The organism is Prosthecobacter sp. (genome assembly GCF_034366625.1).
Taxonomy (GTDB): Bacteria; Verrucomicrobiota; Verrucomicrobiia; order Verrucomicrobiales; family Verrucomicrobiaceae; genus Prosthecobacter.
Map to the genome: position 1 here is coordinate 392,523 of NZ_JAXMIH010000005.1, position 15,474 is coordinate 407,996.

Here is a 15,474-nt window from a genome sequence, read left to right on the forward strand (position 1 = left end):
CATGCAGCAGCCGATCCGCAAGGCGGTCGGTCGCGTGTCCACGGCGTCGGATCGGCTGCGCCAGCTCGAGGACATGCAGCGTTTCCTCGCCCAAACCATCGGTCATGACGGACTCCGAGGAACAGACACAGAGCCTTTCCCAGTACGGAAAGTTGTTGGACGCGCTCAGCACGGCACGGGTTGATTATGCCGTCGTGGGTGGACTGGCGGTTATCTTCAATGGCTACCCGCGTCTCACCCTCGACGCTGACATCATTGTCGATGAGTCTCCCGCCAATCTGGAGCGCATGCTCGCCGTCTTGCGTGCTTGGGGCGAAGGCTGGGCGCGTGAGCTGTCCATTGCCGATTTCACACCCGAGGAAGGTGCCGTGCGGCTTGGTGAGGACTTCGAACTCGATATTTTCACACGCTTGCGCGGCCTCGGCTGGAAAGACTTCCAGCCTCGCATGCGCTTCATCGAGCACGGAACCGCTCGCATTCCTTACCTCAGCCCCGAGGACCTCATCCACTGCAAAGCCAATTCCCGCCGCGAGAAAGACCAGCTCGACGTCATCGCTCTCACCAAGATCATTCAACAAGAAAAAACCGCCCAGCCATGAAGCGTCTCCTCCTCTGCCTTGCCGTCATTTCAGCTTTCAGCTTTCAGCTTTCAGCTTTCGCCGCCGAGCCTCTGCGCATCTTCATCCGCGCGGGAAAGAAATCCCACGGGCCTGGCGCGCATGACTTCCCACAGTTTTTAAAGGAATGGGTGCCCATGCTCAATGAACGCGGTGCCAAGGCCGATGGCAGCCTGGAATTCCCGACCAAGGAGCAGCTCGACAAGACCGACGTGCTCATCCTCCACGCGCAGGAAGCGGGAAACATCAAGATCGGTGACGAGCGGAAAAACCTGATGGAGTTCCTGGCTCGCGGCGGCGGTTTGGTCGTCATCCACGCGGCGGCGGTGTCGAAGGACCATGATTGGTTCAAGACGATCATCGGCGGCTCCTGGCATTTCGGGCAGACGAAGTGGCTGGAGGCCCCTATGAGCCTCTACTTCACTGATCACGAAAATCCGATCACGAAGGACATCTCCAACTTCGACATCGACGACGAGATCTACTACGACATGGACCTCCTCCCCGAGGCCAAGATCCTCGCCGCCGCCTACACGCCGAACACCCCGCAGATCAAAGGCGGCAACAAAGAAGCTCAGCAGCGGGCCGCCGAGGCCGTGGCGAAGAAGAAGGCGGTCAATATTTACGACATCCAGCCGCAGATGTGGACTTATGAGGGCGTTTCCAACCAAGGTGGCGTGAAGTCGCTGGACTCCCTGCCAGGCATCGCTGGGAATTACTACCGCGCCTTCACCTGCATCCCCGGCCATTATCACCGGAACTTCAGCCACAACGGCATCCGCACCGCCATCCTGCGTGGCATCGCCTGGGCTGGTAAGCGTGAAAACATCGACGAACTCTGCCTCCCCACTGAACTCGGCGAGGCGCTGCGTTACGCCGAAGGCGGCGTGCCACGTCCTGAGGAGATGCCGAAGCAACTCGAAGTGCATCCCGAATTCGACCTGACACTGGTTGCCTCCGAGCCGCTCATCAACAAGCCCATGAACATCGACTGGGATGAAAAAGGCCGCCTGTGGGTCGTCGAGACGCCGGAGTATCCGAACGGTCTGCGTCAGGCCAATGTCGATGCCTGGAAGGACAGCGGTGCCGTCAAACCCGGCCAGCATGACCGCAAACCGCTCGACCGCGTCAGCATCCTCTCCGACACGAATGGCGACGGCGTCATGGACAAGAAACAGGTCTTTGCCGACGAGATCGAGCTCGCCACGAGCAGCGTGTTTTACAAAAACGGCGTCATCGTCTGCGCTGCGCCGGATGTGTGGTTCTTCGAGGACACGAACGGCGACGACAAGGCCGACAAGCGCACCAAGCTCTACACCAACCTCGGCAATCGCGACACGCACGCCGTCATCAACAACATGCGCTGGGGCCTTGATGGCTGGGTGTATGCCACACACGGCTACTCCAGTACTGACGACGTGAAATCCGGCGATGGCAGCAAGGGCTTCGGCCCTATCGGAGCCGGTGTCGTGCGCTTCAAGCCGGACGGCAGCGCTTTCGAGCAATACGCCAGCCGTGGCGGCAACACCTGGGGCCTCGACATCACCAGCGACGGCCAGGTTTTCTACACCCAGCCCACGAGCGGCAACCACTTCATCCACGTCGTGCTGCCGGAATACGTCCTCGCCAAAGGCAAGCTGCCTGGCGTCAGCGGCACGAACGGCCTCCTGCCGCGCGAGCCCACCTATCCGGCCATGCATTGGGAGCAGCAGGCCTATGTGCAGATCGACCAGGTCGGCAGCTACACAGCCGCCGCCGGTTGCGCCATCTATGAAGGAGGCGCGTGGCCCGCGAAGTGGAACTACGGCTACTTCACCACCGAGCCCACGCTGAACATCGTCAGCCACTTCATGGTCGAGCCCGATGGCGTCACCTACAAAGCGAAGCGTGAGCCCGGCCGCGAGCAGACCGAGTTCATCCGCAGCAAGAACCTCTGGTTCCGTCCCATCGAAGTGCGCGTCGGCCCCGATGGTGCGCTCTACGTCGTCGATTTCTGCAATCAGGCCATCATCCACAACGACACCCGCGGCCCCACCCACGGCCCCGCCAACGCCGCCGTCCGCCCCGACCGCGACCACTACTACGGCCGCATCTGGAAGGTGCAGCACAAGGAGGCGAAGAAGGTGGAGGTGCCGGTGTTGGACAAGACAAGCGTGACTCACTTGTTGAAAGCCCTCGAACACCAAAGTCCTCATGTTCGCATGGCCGCATCGCGATCGCTCATCGGACTGCCGAACCCTCTGCCGCCACGCAATCGCAAATGGTTGGAAGGTGAAATGGAGGAGTATGCGGTGATGATGGAGAAGAACTTCGGTTACAAATCGCTCCTCGCGCTCGCGCTCGACCATGCCAAGACTGCCGAGTCGCGTATCGCGGCTTTGGGGGTTATCGGAATGCGCGACAACCTGCTGATGCTCGGCTGGACGACGCTTCTGCATGACAAAGACCCCATTGTCCGCCGCAATGCGGCCCTTCTCGCCGAACGCTATACATTTGGCCAAGGCGAAGGAATTACCCTCAATTTCGTCACCGGTTCAGATGGGGACAAGGCGGTCTATGGGCTACTAAATGACAGCGATGCGCAGGTGCGGGTCGCAGCACTGCGCGCCCTCGCCAGTTGTAATGTGCCCGCGAGCGCTACGCATGAGATGGCCCGCCGAAACAGCGCCTATGCCACCAGCGCCGTTGTTTCAGCTTGGCCCAAGCTGTCTGAGGACTTCCAGAAGTCCGCAGCAGTGGCTGCTCTATCCATGTATCCCGGTGATGCGATTTCTGCGATTCTCGACAGTGGTGACGCATCACTGGCACAGGTGGCTTCCATTCTTGCGCAGCGCATCGGTGATAAAAACGTCGGAGATGCTGTCGCAAAGCTCGCCATTATGCTCGTGGACAAGCCGGCAAGTGCCGACCCGATTAAGCTAGTCATTCTCCAAGCCCTCGCCCAACAAACGGGCATAAGCTTGCCTGCGACCCCTGCGCTGAAACAGCCGTTGCAGAAACTCCTCGCCAATCCCGCCACCAGCGCCCTCGCGCTGCCGCTCGTCGCGAAGTGGGACACGAAGGGCGAGATGGCCGAAGTTATGAAGGTTCAAGTCGCCAGCCTCAGCACCACGCTTTCTAACAACGCCGCGCCTGTCGAGGCTCGCATCAACGCCGCCAAAGGTCTCATCGCTGTTGGCGGTGCGAGCACGGAGGTTGGAGTCCAGCCTTTAGGCGACTCTGGGAGCCCCGAAGCTCTCCAGATCGCCATCATCGAAGCGATGAACGAGAAAGGGGACGTGGGGCCGCTTGTTGCGTCATTAAGTCGGCTAAAGCCTAGACTCCAACAGATGGCATTCGAGGCCATTTTGAAGAGGCCGGAGGCCACGGGCGCCCTTCTCGATGCGGTGAAGGCCGGCAGCATCGACCGCACGATTTTTGCCCCCGGCGATGTCGCACGCCTGCGCTCGCATCCGAACAAACCCATCGCCAAACGGGCGAACGACCTCTTCAAGGTCAACAATGCCGCGAAGGATGCCATCATCGCCAAACTGGTGCCGGAGGTCGAGAAGCCCGGAAACGCCGCGCAGGGCAAAATGCTCTTCACCGCTGCCTGTGCCGTCTGCCACAAGCTGGGCGACATCGGCGTCGCCGTCGGCCCGCCTTTGGATGGCATGGGAGCGCATGGACCGGCCGAGTTGCTCATCCACATCGCCGATCCGAACCGCGAGGTCGATCCGAGCTTCTGGGCCTTCAATGTGACCACGAAAAAGGGCGAGGTGCTCGTCGGCGTCGTCACCAGTGAAAACAGCGCCACCGTCACGCTCGCCACGCAGGTCGGCGTGCGCGAGATCGCGAAGAGCGACATCGACAAACGCGAAAACACCCGCCGCAGCCTCATGCCGGAAGGTTTGGACGCGCTCGGCCCCGATGCGATGCGTGATGTCCTCGCCTTCATCTGCGGCGATGCGATGAAGCAGTTCCGCATCCTCCACCTCGCCGATGCCTTCACCGCCGACAGCCGCGAAGGCGTCTTCGCCGGACCTGCAGCCAACCAAGGTCAGGTGCGCCTCAACAAGTTCGGCATCGCGAAAATCCAAGGGGTGCCCTTCTTCATCCAAGATCCTGCCAAAAGCGCCACGGGTGCGAATTTCATCGTCCTCAAAGGCGGGCCTCCAAAAAGCCAGAGTGATACCTACCCCGCCAAGGTCGAGGTGACCGTCAACGTCGCCGCCAAGCGCCTGCAACTGCTCAGCGGCATCTCGGGTTGGGGCTGGCCTGCCGTGCGTGAGGAAGAGCCCGCGCTCAAAGCCACCGTCGTTTATGACAGCGGTGAGAAAGAGGAGTTCACCCTGCTCAATGGCATCCACTTCTCCGATTACATCCGTCCGACCGAGGTGCCCGGCTCCAAATTCGTCGAGGAAGAGCTGACCGACGGCCAGCAGATGCGCCTGCTCACGCTGGAACTCACGAAGAAAGGCATCGTGAAGACCCTCATCCTCGAAAGCCCGGCTGGAAACAAAACCGCGCCCGTCATCGCCGCCATCACCGCAGACATCGAAGGCAAGGGCCCTGGCGCTGGTAGTGCCGACGCCTCCAAGCGCCCACCACCTCCCGCGAAAGGCAAAGGAAAGGGCAAAGCCAAGAATGACGCCGCCGCGAACATGAAGCCCGAAGACGCTCCCAAAACCGGCGGCCCCGGCGACGGCCCGCTCGTTCCAGCATCACCCGCAAATTGGGAAGCTGGCAAAACCCGCGTCCTCGTCATCGGCGGCGGCAGCTCGCATAACTTCAAAGACTTCTTCGGCACCACCGATGTCGCCACGCTCAAAGCCGCCGGCTTCTCCGTCCATTACACCGAAGACCGCGACCAGGCCGCCGCCGAACTCGCCAATGCCGACGCCGCCATCATCAGCGTGAACCGCAAATTTTTCGACACCACCGCCTACCGCAAAGCCCTCTTCGACTTCGCCGCTGCGGGCAAAGGCATCGTCATGCTGCACCCCGGCACCTGGTATGGCTTTTCGGGCTGGCCGGAGCTGAACGCTCAGATCGTCGGTGGTGGCGCACGCGGGCATGACAAGATCCATCCTTTTGAGGTCAAGAAGGTCAAAAGTCATGAAGTCATGGAGGGCGTGCCAGACACCTTCACCGTCGAAGATGAACTGTATTATGTGAACGCCGAGCCCGACAAAACACCGCCCGGCACAGCCAAGATCACCGTTCTCGCCGAAACTAGCCCGAGCGACAAATACAAGGTCTCGCATCCGAGCATTTGGCTCACCGAACATCCGAAAGCGAAGATCGTCGGCATCGCTCTCGGTCACGACGCCCGCGTGCATGATCTGAAGCCCTACCGGCAGCTCCTCATCAACGCCGCGAAGTGGAGCAGCGGGAAGTAGTCCAGTTGCGCCGCAACTGGCGGCTTGTGATCAGCGTTGGTTCATCATGATCCGCGTCCTTCTCTCTGCACTCGCATTGACGGCTTTTCTTCATGCGGAACCCTTCACGCTCGCCAAGGAAGGGCGCGCGCTCGTCCCCATCGTCGTTTCTGAGCAAACGCAAAGCATTGGCGCCGAACTCGCTGGCATGCTGAAGCGCATCACGGGTGCGGATTTCACGATCGAAACCTCGACTGAGCCACATGGCATGTACGTTGGCCTCAACACGGCACCGCATGCCATCACCGAGCGCGAGAATTACACGCTGCGCTCCGCGAAGGACCGCCTCCTTATCCTCGGCAACACGCCGCAGGCGGTGGAGCATGCTGTGTGGGATTTTCTGCACCGCATCGGCTTCCGGCAGTTCTTTCCGGGCAAAACGTGGGAGATCGTGCCGCAGCAGCCGACGCTGATCATTGACGTGAATGTCACCGAATCGCCCGACTACCATGTGCGGAAGATCTGGGCTGGTTTTGCTTATCTCAAGGAGCGCAACGACGTTTATGACGAGTGGTGCCGTCGCAATCGCGCCACGTCAGGCATCACGCTGAGTTCAGGCCATGCTTACGACGGCATCATGAAGCGCCATGAGGCTGAGTTTGCACAGCACCCGGAGTATCTGAGCCTCGTGAATGGGGAGCGGAAGGGGAACAAGTTTTGCATCTCGAATGCGGAGTTGCGGAAGCTCGTTGTGGCTGACGCATTGGACCAGTTCGTGAAAAATCCGGCGCTCGACTCGATTTCCAACGAACCGAGCGATGGCGGTGGCTGGTGCGAGTGTGCGGAGTGCGCGAAGATTGGTAGCATCACAGATCGTGCACTGCTGCTGGCGAATGAAGTCGCGGAAGCGGTGAACACTAAGCATCCGGGCCGCATCGTCGGCATGTATGCTTACAACGAGCATTCGCCGCCACCTTCCATCGAGGCGCATCCGCAGGTCGTCATCGGCATCGCCACCGGCTTCATCCGTGGCGGCTACACGATGGACCAGCTTCTGGCCGGATGGCAGGCGAAGGCGAAGACGCTCGGCATCCGCGAATACTACAGCGTGAACACTTGGGATCGTGATCTGCCCGGCGCGGCGCGCGGCGGGAACATCGAGTATCTGCGCAAGACCATTCCGCACTTCCATGAAAGTGGCGCACGCTTCATGTCTGCCGAGGCGAGCGACAACTTCGGCCCCAATGGGCTCGGTTACTACCTGGCCAGCCGCCTGATGTGGGACGTGAGGGAAGCGAAGAATGTCGAAGTGCTCATCACCGACTTTCTCGACAAGTCCTTCGGTCCTGCACAAGCACCGATGTCGAAATTCTATGCACTGCTGGATGGCACGAAGCGTCAGGCGCTCAGTGATGATCTCCTCGGCCGCATGTATCGGCTGCTCAATGAAGCGCGCGCTTTGACTCGTGACTCCTCGATTCGCGCACGACTCGATGATCTATCGCTCTACACGCGCTACGTCGAGTTGTATCATGACTATGCCTCCGCGCAGGGCAAAGAAAGGCAGGCGACCTTTGAGCAGCTCTTCCGTTTCATCTGGCGCATCCGTCACACCGGCATGGTGCATGTGAAGGCACTGTGGCGCGATCTGCCGAACCGTGACAAGTCCGTTGCGCTGCCCGCGCTGGCCAAATACAGCGATCCTGAGGCCACGAATCCGTGGAAGTCGAATGAGGGCTTCACCGCCGATCAAATCGCCGGGTTCATCCGTGACGGCATCGCGAATCGCAAGCTGCTCGACTTTGAGCCCGTCGCCTTCAGTTCCAAACTCGTTCCTGCAACGGCTTTGAAGCTGGGGCAGGTGCCGAAAGGCAATGCGGGCATCTATTTGCGCGGCGTGCGCGATTTCTGGACGTGGATCGAGAGGGAGCCGGCAAGCATCACGCTCACCGGCAAGGCCGGGATCATTTATCCAACGCGTGGCAGCGCGAAGGTTGATCTCTATCCGCTGGCTGAGGCAGAGAGCAAAGCGGTGGCGCACTTCGAGATTCCGCCGGACAAGGCTGACCACGACATCGAACTCAAAACGGCCTTCAGTGGCCTGCATCGCATTGAAGTCAGCGATGCCGGGCAGGGAACGGTCATCACCTGGAAGGACGGCATGCCGATGACCGTCGTGAGCAGCCAGGAGCAGCCCGCGAAGCTCTATGGCCGCTGGCATTTGTATTTCTATGTGCCGAAGGGGACGAAGATCATCGGCGGCTTCAGCGAGGGTGAGGGCTTCCTGCTCGATCCCGCTGGCAAAACGACGCACACCTTTGCCGACAAGCCGGGCTACTTCAGTGTTCCCGTTCCCGAAGGCGGTGACGGCAAGCTTTGGAGCTTCAAGCACAGCGCTGGCAATCGTTTCCTCATGACTGTGCCGCCGTGTCTGGCAAGGGATGCGAGTGAGTTGTTGTTGCCGGAGGAAGTGGTGACGAAGGATTTGGAATGACGGAGCGCGAGTATGGCGCAGCCTACTCGCCACTTTTTCCTGGCGCGTCGAACTCCACGAAGCCAGTCTTCAAGCCATCCGACCCCGCCATAACAAACAGGCGAGTGGTCTTCGACACACTCGCGCTCCATGAAATCGACGATCATCCAGCAGGCACCGCTCCGGCTCATCACCGTGAAAGCGAAATCCTTCCCCGAAGGCATTCGCGCCGCATGGCAGGAGATCGAGTCGAAGCGGAAGATCAAAGGCCGCAAAGCCTATGGCTTGATCCGTGAGGGCGAATACTTTGCCGGATTGGTTTCGGATGGCGAACTTGAGGAGCGTGTGGCCGGCTTGCACGTCGTCGAAGTCACTGGCGGTCCATGTGCGCGCATCAAGCTGGAGGACTGGCAGAAGAACGTCGCTCAAATCGGCCCGCTCTTTGCGCAGATGGCGGCTGAGCATGAAGTCGATCCTACACGACCTGCGATGGAGTTTTACCGCAGTTTCACGGAGCTGCATTTGCTGCTGCCGGTGAAGAATGGCTGAGCAGTGGCGTTTATGGCGCATGAAAACGATTTTCGCGGTGCTGGCATTGGTTTCATTGTTGCATGCTCAAGACATCGCCCCGTTTCCGAAGGCGCATGTGCAGAGTGTGTGGGTGCAGTCGATCTGGGCGGATGGGAAGCACAACGGGTTCCCGGGCATTGCACGCGTGGGTGACTTTTATTATGTGACATTCCGCAGCGGGGAAGGACATGGCTCGGAGAAGTCGGACATCGTGGTGATTCGTGCTGCGGCCAAGGATTTGTCGAAGTGGGAGAAGGTGGCGTCGTTTACGCGTGATCATGATTGCCGTGATCCGCTGGTGTTTGATAACAAGGGCAAGGTACAGCTCGTGTTTCACTCAAAGGAGGACTTTTACTCGCAGTCGGCGGACGGTTTGACCTGGAGCGAGCCGAAGGAGCTGGAGACGGAGTTTGTGGAACCGGGGTCGGACAGCCGCCTGACATTCACCTCGCAGCGGAAATGGCTGTTTCGCATTCGCCAGGGCCCAGATGGGGCGTTTTACAGCCTGGGGCGCTGCGGCATTCACGGGAAGGACAGCAAGGGGTCGTTCGGGCTGATTTTGTTTCGCTCGGAAGACGGCGTGAAGTTCAAGGGCATGCACACTTATGGCGAGGGGCCGACGAGCGCGCTGAATCAAGCGGGCGGCACGGGCTGGGGCCATGAGGCGGATGTGGCGTGGACGCCGGACGGCACGCTGGTCAGCGCGATCCGCAATGGCAATCCAGGCATCGTGGTGCTTGGCAAAGCACCGCAGGGACCGTGGAAGGCGTTTGCGACAGATGCGTGGAACTTTGGCGGACCGGCGCTGCATCGCACCAAGGGCGGTGGCATCCTGCTGGCGGCACGTGCGCTGCCGGAGAAGAAAACGACGGGGTTCCCATCGGTGTGCAAGGTGTGGACGGTGACGGCGGAAGGTGTGGAGAAGCCGTGGGTCATGCCAAGCGGTGGTGATGGTGCGTATCAGAGCTTTGCGGATGGTGTGGGCGGTGATGAGGTGCTGCTGGCGTATTATTCCTCTCACGAGTACCCGCAACCAAACGGCGTGGGCAAGAATCCGGCGAACATTTATCTCGCGCATCTGCGTGTGAGACATGTGGCACCTGAATGATCCTTTTTTATGAAAACAACACACATCATCCTCGCAGCGGCCTGCTGCGCCTTGTCATCGGCAGCAGCCGAGGACCTCGTCAAACCGCTGGAAGTCCGCCAAGTCTTCGCCAACGGCAAACACAACGCTTTCACGGCGATGCGACGCTTCAAAGGCGAGCTGTTTCTCGCCTTTCGTGCGGGTGACGGACACAACTCACCCACGGCGGACGTGCTGGTGTTGCGCTCGAAGGATGGCAAGGAGTGGCAGCAGACGTTCAAGTTTGATGTGGCCAAAGATGATCGCGACCCGCAAATGGTCGTTACGGATCAGCGGCTGTTTCTGTACTGCCCGTCGATGAACGGCAAAGAGCTGACGACATGGCTCATGTACACCGATGATGGCCAAAAATGGAGCGATGCGGTGAAGATCTACGAGCCGCAGTTCATTCTGTGGAAGCCGTGCATCCACGACGGTGTCTTTTACTCCACCGCTCATAAAAAAGACGAGACGAGCGGCGGCAAGGGCCGCGAGGTGCATTTTGTGAAATCGGCCGATGGCGTGAAGTGGGAGAAGATCTCGACGATCCGCGCGGGGAACTGGGAGAGTGAGACGACGCTGTATTTTGAGCCGAATCATCATGTGGTGGCCTTCCTACGCCAAAAATACGGCAGCCCGCAGGCCCAGGTGCTGGAGTCGGACCCGCCCTATGCCGAATGGAAGGCGCGCCCGGCGGGTGTGCCACACTTCAGCGGCCACAGCGTGCATGTATTCAAGGGCGTGACCTACCTGCTCTCACGCTTCACGAAGCCTGGCAAAGAAGGATTCGGCTCGATGATCTACACCTTTGCCGATGGGAAGCTGACACTTTACTGCGAGCTGCCTGCTGGTGGTGATTGCGCCTACTTGGAGGCCGTGGAGGATGGCGAAAACATGCTGGTGAGTTATTATTCGACCCACGAAGGCACTACCAACATCTACCTCGCGGTGGTGCCGTTGGTGAGATAGAGGTCGCCAGCATGCCGAACTATTCGCAACTCAACCCGGAACTGCTGGTCACCACGGTGGAGCAGCTTTCCAAACGTGTTGGCGAGCGTTTCCCACAGGCGGGGCTTTTCAAGGTTTCGCGACATCTATGTGACATCGCGGCCGAATCCAGGAACCGGGTGAGTGAAACAGGGCGCCGCTCGCTCTGGATTCGCTGTTTGATCGGCCTGCTGCTGGTGCTGCTCATGGCGGGAATCGCGATGAGCGTCGTTGCGTTCAAGATTCAGCCGAAGCCGGGCTCGGTCACCTGGCTGGAGTTTGTTCAGGTGCTGGAATCCGGGATCAACGACATCATCTTCGTGGGCGCGGGCATCTTCTTCCTGGCCAGCCTAGAGACTCGCATGCGGCGGCGGCGCATTCTGAAGGCGCTGCATGAACTGCGCTCGCTGGCGCATGTGATCGACATGCATCAGCTCACCAAGGATCCGCAGCGTGCCGCAGGGGTGCTGATTGCCACGCCTTCCTCGCCTCGCAGCGAACTCTCGCCGGACCAACTCATCCGTTACCTCGATTATTGCAGCGAGATGCTGTCGCTGGTGGGCAAGCTGGCGGCGCTGTATTTGCAGCGTTCGGATGACGCGGTGGTGTTGAGCACGGTGGATGAGATCGAGGGCCTGACGACGGGCTTGTCACGTAAGATCTGGCAGAAGCTCATGATCATCCACGCGGGGCCGAAATAAGCGGCGTGATGTGGAAACAAAAAGGGCGACCCGGTTTGGATCGCCCTTCAGTGTGAATGATGATGACGTGAGTTACTTCACGATGCCGAGCAGCTCGACTTCGAAGACGAGGGCTTCGTTCGGGCCGATGTCGCCACCTGCGCCCTGCTCGCCGTAAGCGAGCTGGGACGGGATGAAGATCTTCCATTTGGAGCCGACCGGCATGAGCTGAAGGGCTTCAGTCCAGCCTTTGATGACTTCCTGCACGCCGAAAGTGATGGGCATGCCGCGCTCGACAGAGCTGTCGAACACTTTGCCGTCGATGAGGGTGCCGTGGTAATGGACGTTGACCTTGTCGGTGGCGGCGGGCTTGGGTCCGTCGCCGACTTTGACGATTTCGTATTGCAGGCCGCTGGCGGTGGTGGTCACGCCTTTGCGCTTGCCGTTGTCCGCGAGGAATTTGTCGCCGATCGCCTTGGACTCCTGACCGCGAGAAGCGGCCTTGGCCTGCATGCTGGCTTCAAAAGCCTGCATGGCGGCCATGAGTTCTTCCTGGGTGTACTTGGGCTTTTCACCGGCGAGACCGGACTTGATGCCGTCGGTGAGGGCGGTGAGATCAATGGCAATGCCCTGACCTTTGAACTGTTCGCCGAAATTACGGCCAATGAAGTAGCTGACTTTGTCCATGGGAACGGCGGTGGTGGCAGGGGCTGCGGCCGGCTGTGCGGGCTTGACCTCCTGGGCTTGAATGGCGGTGGCAGCCGCGAGCGCGGCACAGAGCAGGGCGATGGTGGGTTTCATATTGGAGGCGCGGAGACTACCCATGGCCCCGGTGCGGTCAATCAAAGCGTGCGCCGGACGGGAAAAACCCGGTTGACCCCGCCCCCCCCTTGAAGCACTATCGCCGCCCTTCAAACCAGAACCTATATGCCCGCGAAAATCTATACTGAAAAAGACGCCAGCCTTGCACCGCTCAAAGGCAAGACCTGCGCTGTGATCGGCTTCGGCTCCCAAGGCCACGCCCACGCCCTGAACCTCAAAGAGAGCGGCGTCAATGTCATCATCGGCCTCTATCCCGGCAGCAAGAGCCGCGCTGTGGCCGAAGAAAAGGGCCTCAAGGTCTATGACACCGCCGAGGCCGTGAAACTGGCTGACGTGATCTTCGTGGCCGTGCCGGACACCAAAATTGCCGGCGTTTTCGATGCGGACATCAAGCCGCACCTGAAGAAGGGCAAGACCCTGCTGTTCAGCCACGGTTTCGCCGTGCATTTCAAGACGATCAAGATTCCTGCGGATGTGAACGTCATCATGGTGGCCCCGAAAGGCCCCGGCCACATCGTCCGCCGTCAGTACACGGAAGGCAAAGGCGTTCCCGCCCTGATCGCCATCCATCAAAACGCCGACAAGCAGGCCAAGAAGATCGCTCTCGCCTGGGCGCACGGCATCGGCGGCACCCGTGGCGGTGTGCTCGAGACCACCTTCAAGGAAGAAACCGAAACCGACCTCTTCGGTGAACAGACCGTGCTTTGCGGTGGTGCCAGCGCCTTGGTGCAGGCTGGCTTTGAGGTGCTGGTGGAAGCCGGTTACGCTCCTGAGATGGCCTACTTCGAGTGCTTGCACGAATTGAAACTCATCGTCGATCTGATGAACGAGTCCGGCATCGCGGGCATGCGTTTCTCCATCTCCGAAACTGCCAAGTGGGGCGACGTCAAAGTCGGCCCGAAGATCATCGACAAGTCGGTGAAGAAGCGCATGAAGGAAGCCCTCAAGGACATCCAGTCCGGCAAGTTCGCCAAGGAATGGATCCGTGAGACCAAGACCGGCTACAAGAAGTTCAACAAGCTGCTCAAGGCAGGCGAGAAGCACCCGATCGAGAAGACTGGCGCCCGCCTGCGCGGCCTGATGCCGTGGATCAAGAAGCGCGACATCAAGGGCCAGCAGGCGAGCTACTCGTAAGCGAGGTCAAGACGGTCAAGCATCGTCAAAGAGTCAAGAAAGGCGCGGATCGGAGACGATCCGCGCTTTTTTGTGCCATCATTCCTTGGCGTGTGTTGCGTCAATGGCGCGGGCCGAGGCCTGGCGTGAGTCGGGTGTCTTGAACAAGATGGCCACGCCAATGGTCACGAACGTGCCGAGAGTGATGCGCCAGGGGAAGGACAGCACGAAGGGCTGATCGATGCCGAGCTTGGTCTGAATGCCGAGCACGTTGCTGAGGAACAGCACGGCCACGATGCCGCAGACCATGGCGATGATGTTGCCCGTGTCGCAGCCGCGTGTTTTTGTGAGCACGGCGAGCAGGAACACACCGAGGAGCGAACCGAAGGTGAAGCCGAGAATGCCGAGAACGAGCGGCAGAATTTCAACCTTCGGATTGTGCGCCATGAACCAGGCCGTCCAGATGCCCACTATGATGATCAGGAAGGCGAAAAACACCGTGCTCCAGCGCAGAACCGAGATGCGCTTCGAGTCCGGCGCGTCCGCAGGCAGTCTTGGCAGGATGAAATCGCGCGACAGGCTGGTGGCGAGTGCGTTGAGCGCCGTGCTGAGCGATCCCATCGCCGTGGCGAGGATGCCCGCCGTGACGAGGCCGCGCATGCCTGCGGGCATCTCATTCATGATGAAGAAGGGGAAGACCTCACGGCTTTCCACCGGCAGCGCCGCGTTCGGATGCGCCAGGTAGTAGGCCTTCAGCAGCACGCCGATGAGGATGAAGGCCGAAACGATCGGCAGATCGACAATGCCGGAGAGAATCGTCGCAAAGGCGCTTTGGCGGCGGTTTTTGGCCGTGAGCATGCGCTGAACGGTGTCCTGGTCGATGCCGTGCGTGCTCATCGTCACGAAGGTGCTGCCAATGATGGCGGCCCAGATCGTGTACTCGCTGGTGAAGACATTCTTGATCCAGGCCCACGCGCCTGTTTCCGCAGGCTTCGCAAAATCGAAGAACACGGGTTCCTTGATCACATCCACCACCGCGCCCCAGCCGCCGGGAATTTTCATCAGCAGATACGGGATCGTGAAGCCGAGCGAGGCCACCAGCACGCCCACTTGGATGAAATCCGTCCAGATCACCGCCCGAATCCCGCCCACCGAAGTGTAGAGCGCCGTCAGCAGCGTGACGACCACCACCGCGCCCGCGTAGAGCCAGAATTTTGTGTTCGCATCCACCGCGCCGCCCTGCCACATCGCCACGGCCAGCACGAGGATGATGGCTGAGACATACAGCCGCGTGCCCATCGCCAGCACACGGGTGAACATGAAGGTGATGGAGGCAAACTTCCGCGTCACCGGTCCGAAACGCGTCTCCAGGAACTCATAGAGGGAGATGACGCCGTGCCGGTAAAAGATCGGAATGAAGAGGAAGCTCACGATGATGCGCGCCAGCACGGTGCCGATGGCAAACTGCGCGTAGCTCCAGTTCTGCCGACTGTAGCCGGACTCCGGCGCGCCGAGAAACGTTGCCGCGCTGATCTCCGCCGCCAGGATCGATGCCAGCACCGCCCACCAGGCGATTTGGCGGTCTCCGAGAGTAAATCCCTCCACACTGCCGCTCTTGCTACGCTGCGAGAGACCGATGCCGAGGATGATGGCGAAGTAACCGAGGATGACGAGCGCGTCGAGGAGGTAGGGCATGGCGTGTGTGGCGCGAAGTCTCGCCGCAAAG

General features: G+C 60.2%; 10 protein-coding genes. 8 read left to right on the top strand and 2 right to left on the bottom strand.

All coding sequences use genetic code 11. The features are described 5' to 3' along the window. Positions 1-104: 104 nt before the first annotated feature. The 7 genes from U1A53_RS02625 (at position 105) to U1A53_RS02655 (ending at position 11,834) form a co-directional block, all read left to right on the top strand. Positions 105-599, top strand: coding sequence for a DUF6036 family nucleotidyltransferase (locus U1A53_RS02625; protein ID WP_322278806.1), 495 nt, complete (start codon positions 105-107; stop codon positions 597-599). Beyond that, on the top strand, positions 596-5,998 hold the full coding sequence (locus U1A53_RS02630; RefSeq protein WP_322278807.1) for a PVC-type heme-binding CxxCH protein: 5,403 nt from the start codon (positions 596-598) through the stop codon (positions 5,996-5,998). Before U1A53_RS02625 ends, U1A53_RS02630 begins: the two co-directional genes overlap by 4 nt. Before the next feature lie 46 nt (positions 5,999-6,044). Further along, on the top strand, positions 6,045-8,471 hold the full coding sequence (locus U1A53_RS02635; protein ID WP_322278808.1) for a DUF4838 domain-containing protein: 2,427 nt from the start codon (positions 6,045-6,047) through the stop codon (positions 8,469-8,471). Positions 8,472-8,600: 129 nt separating this feature from the next. Beyond that, on the top strand, positions 8,601-8,999 hold the full coding sequence (locus U1A53_RS02640) for a hypothetical protein (protein ID WP_322278809.1): 399 nt from the start codon (positions 8,601-8,603) through the stop codon (positions 8,997-8,999). A gap of 19 nt (positions 9,000-9,018) precedes the next feature. Further along, complete coding sequence (locus tag U1A53_RS02645) at positions 9,019-10,128, top strand: sialidase family protein (protein WP_322278810.1); 1,110 nt, start codon at positions 9,019-9,021, stop codon at positions 10,126-10,128. Positions 10,129-10,137: 9 nt separating this feature from the next. Continuing rightward, positions 10,138-11,115: a sialidase family protein gene (locus U1A53_RS02650; RefSeq protein WP_322278811.1), complete on the top strand. Its 978-nt coding sequence runs from the start codon at positions 10,138-10,140 to the stop codon at positions 11,113-11,115. Positions 11,116-11,126: 11 nt separating this feature from the next. Then, positions 11,127-11,834 (top strand): hypothetical protein, encoded by a 708-nt coding sequence (locus tag U1A53_RS02655; protein ID WP_322278812.1) that lies wholly within the window; start codon positions 11,127-11,129, stop codon positions 11,832-11,834. A 72-nt stretch (positions 11,835-11,906) separates the two neighbouring features. On the opposite strand, the gene U1A53_RS02660 is transcribed toward U1A53_RS02655, so the two are convergent. Next, a complete protein-coding gene (locus U1A53_RS02660; RefSeq protein ID WP_322278813.1) occupies positions 11,907-12,614 on the bottom strand; it encodes an FKBP-type peptidyl-prolyl cis-trans isomerase in 708 nt (235 codons plus the stop codon). A gap of 126 nt (positions 12,615-12,740) precedes the next feature. Here U1A53_RS02660 and ilvC point away from each other — a divergent pair, with 126 nt between their 5' ends. Then, on the top strand, positions 12,741-13,769 hold the full coding sequence (gene ilvC, locus U1A53_RS02665; RefSeq protein WP_322278814.1) for a ketol-acid reductoisomerase: 1,029 nt from the start codon (positions 12,741-12,743) through the stop codon (positions 13,767-13,769). A 78-nt stretch (positions 13,770-13,847) separates the two neighbouring features. Here the strand turns inward: ilvC and U1A53_RS02670 are convergent, their stop codons facing one another. Continuing rightward, positions 13,848-15,443: a sodium:solute symporter gene (locus U1A53_RS02670; RefSeq protein WP_322278815.1), complete on the bottom strand. Its 1,596-nt coding sequence runs from the start codon at positions 15,441-15,443 to the stop codon at positions 13,848-13,850. Positions 15,444-15,474: the final 31 nt, after the last annotated feature.

Excerpts from the sequence above, each read along its gene's own strand:
- U1A53_RS02625 (WP_322278806.1), top strand. The coding sequence starts at position 105 with ATGACGGACTCCGAGGAACAGACACAGAGCCTTTCCCAGTACGGAAAG.
- U1A53_RS02630 (WP_322278807.1), top strand. The coding sequence starts at position 596 with ATGAAGCGTCTCCTCCTCTGCCTTGCCGTCATTTCAGCTTTCAGCTTT.
- U1A53_RS02635 (WP_322278808.1), top strand. The coding sequence starts at position 6,045 with ATGATCCGCGTCCTTCTCTCTGCACTCGCATTGACGGCTTTTCTTCAT.
- U1A53_RS02640 (WP_322278809.1), top strand. The coding sequence starts at position 8,601 with ATGAAATCGACGATCATCCAGCAGGCACCGCTCCGGCTCATCACCGTG.
- U1A53_RS02645 (WP_322278810.1), top strand. The coding sequence starts at position 9,019 with ATGAAAACGATTTTCGCGGTGCTGGCATTGGTTTCATTGTTGCATGCT.
- U1A53_RS02650 (WP_322278811.1), top strand. The coding sequence starts at position 10,138 with ATGAAAACAACACACATCATCCTCGCAGCGGCCTGCTGCGCCTTGTCA.
- U1A53_RS02655 (WP_322278812.1), top strand. The coding sequence starts at position 11,127 with ATGCCGAACTATTCGCAACTCAACCCGGAACTGCTGGTCACCACGGTG.
- U1A53_RS02660 (WP_322278813.1), bottom strand. The coding sequence starts at position 12,614 with ATGAAACCCACCATCGCCCTGCTCTGTGCCGCGCTCGCGGCTGCCACC.
- ilvC (WP_322278814.1), top strand. The coding sequence starts at position 12,741 with ATGCCCGCGAAAATCTATACTGAAAAAGACGCCAGCCTTGCACCGCTC.
- U1A53_RS02670 (WP_322278815.1), bottom strand. The coding sequence starts at position 15,443 with ATGCCCTACCTCCTCGACGCGCTCGTCATCCTCGGTTACTTCGCCATC.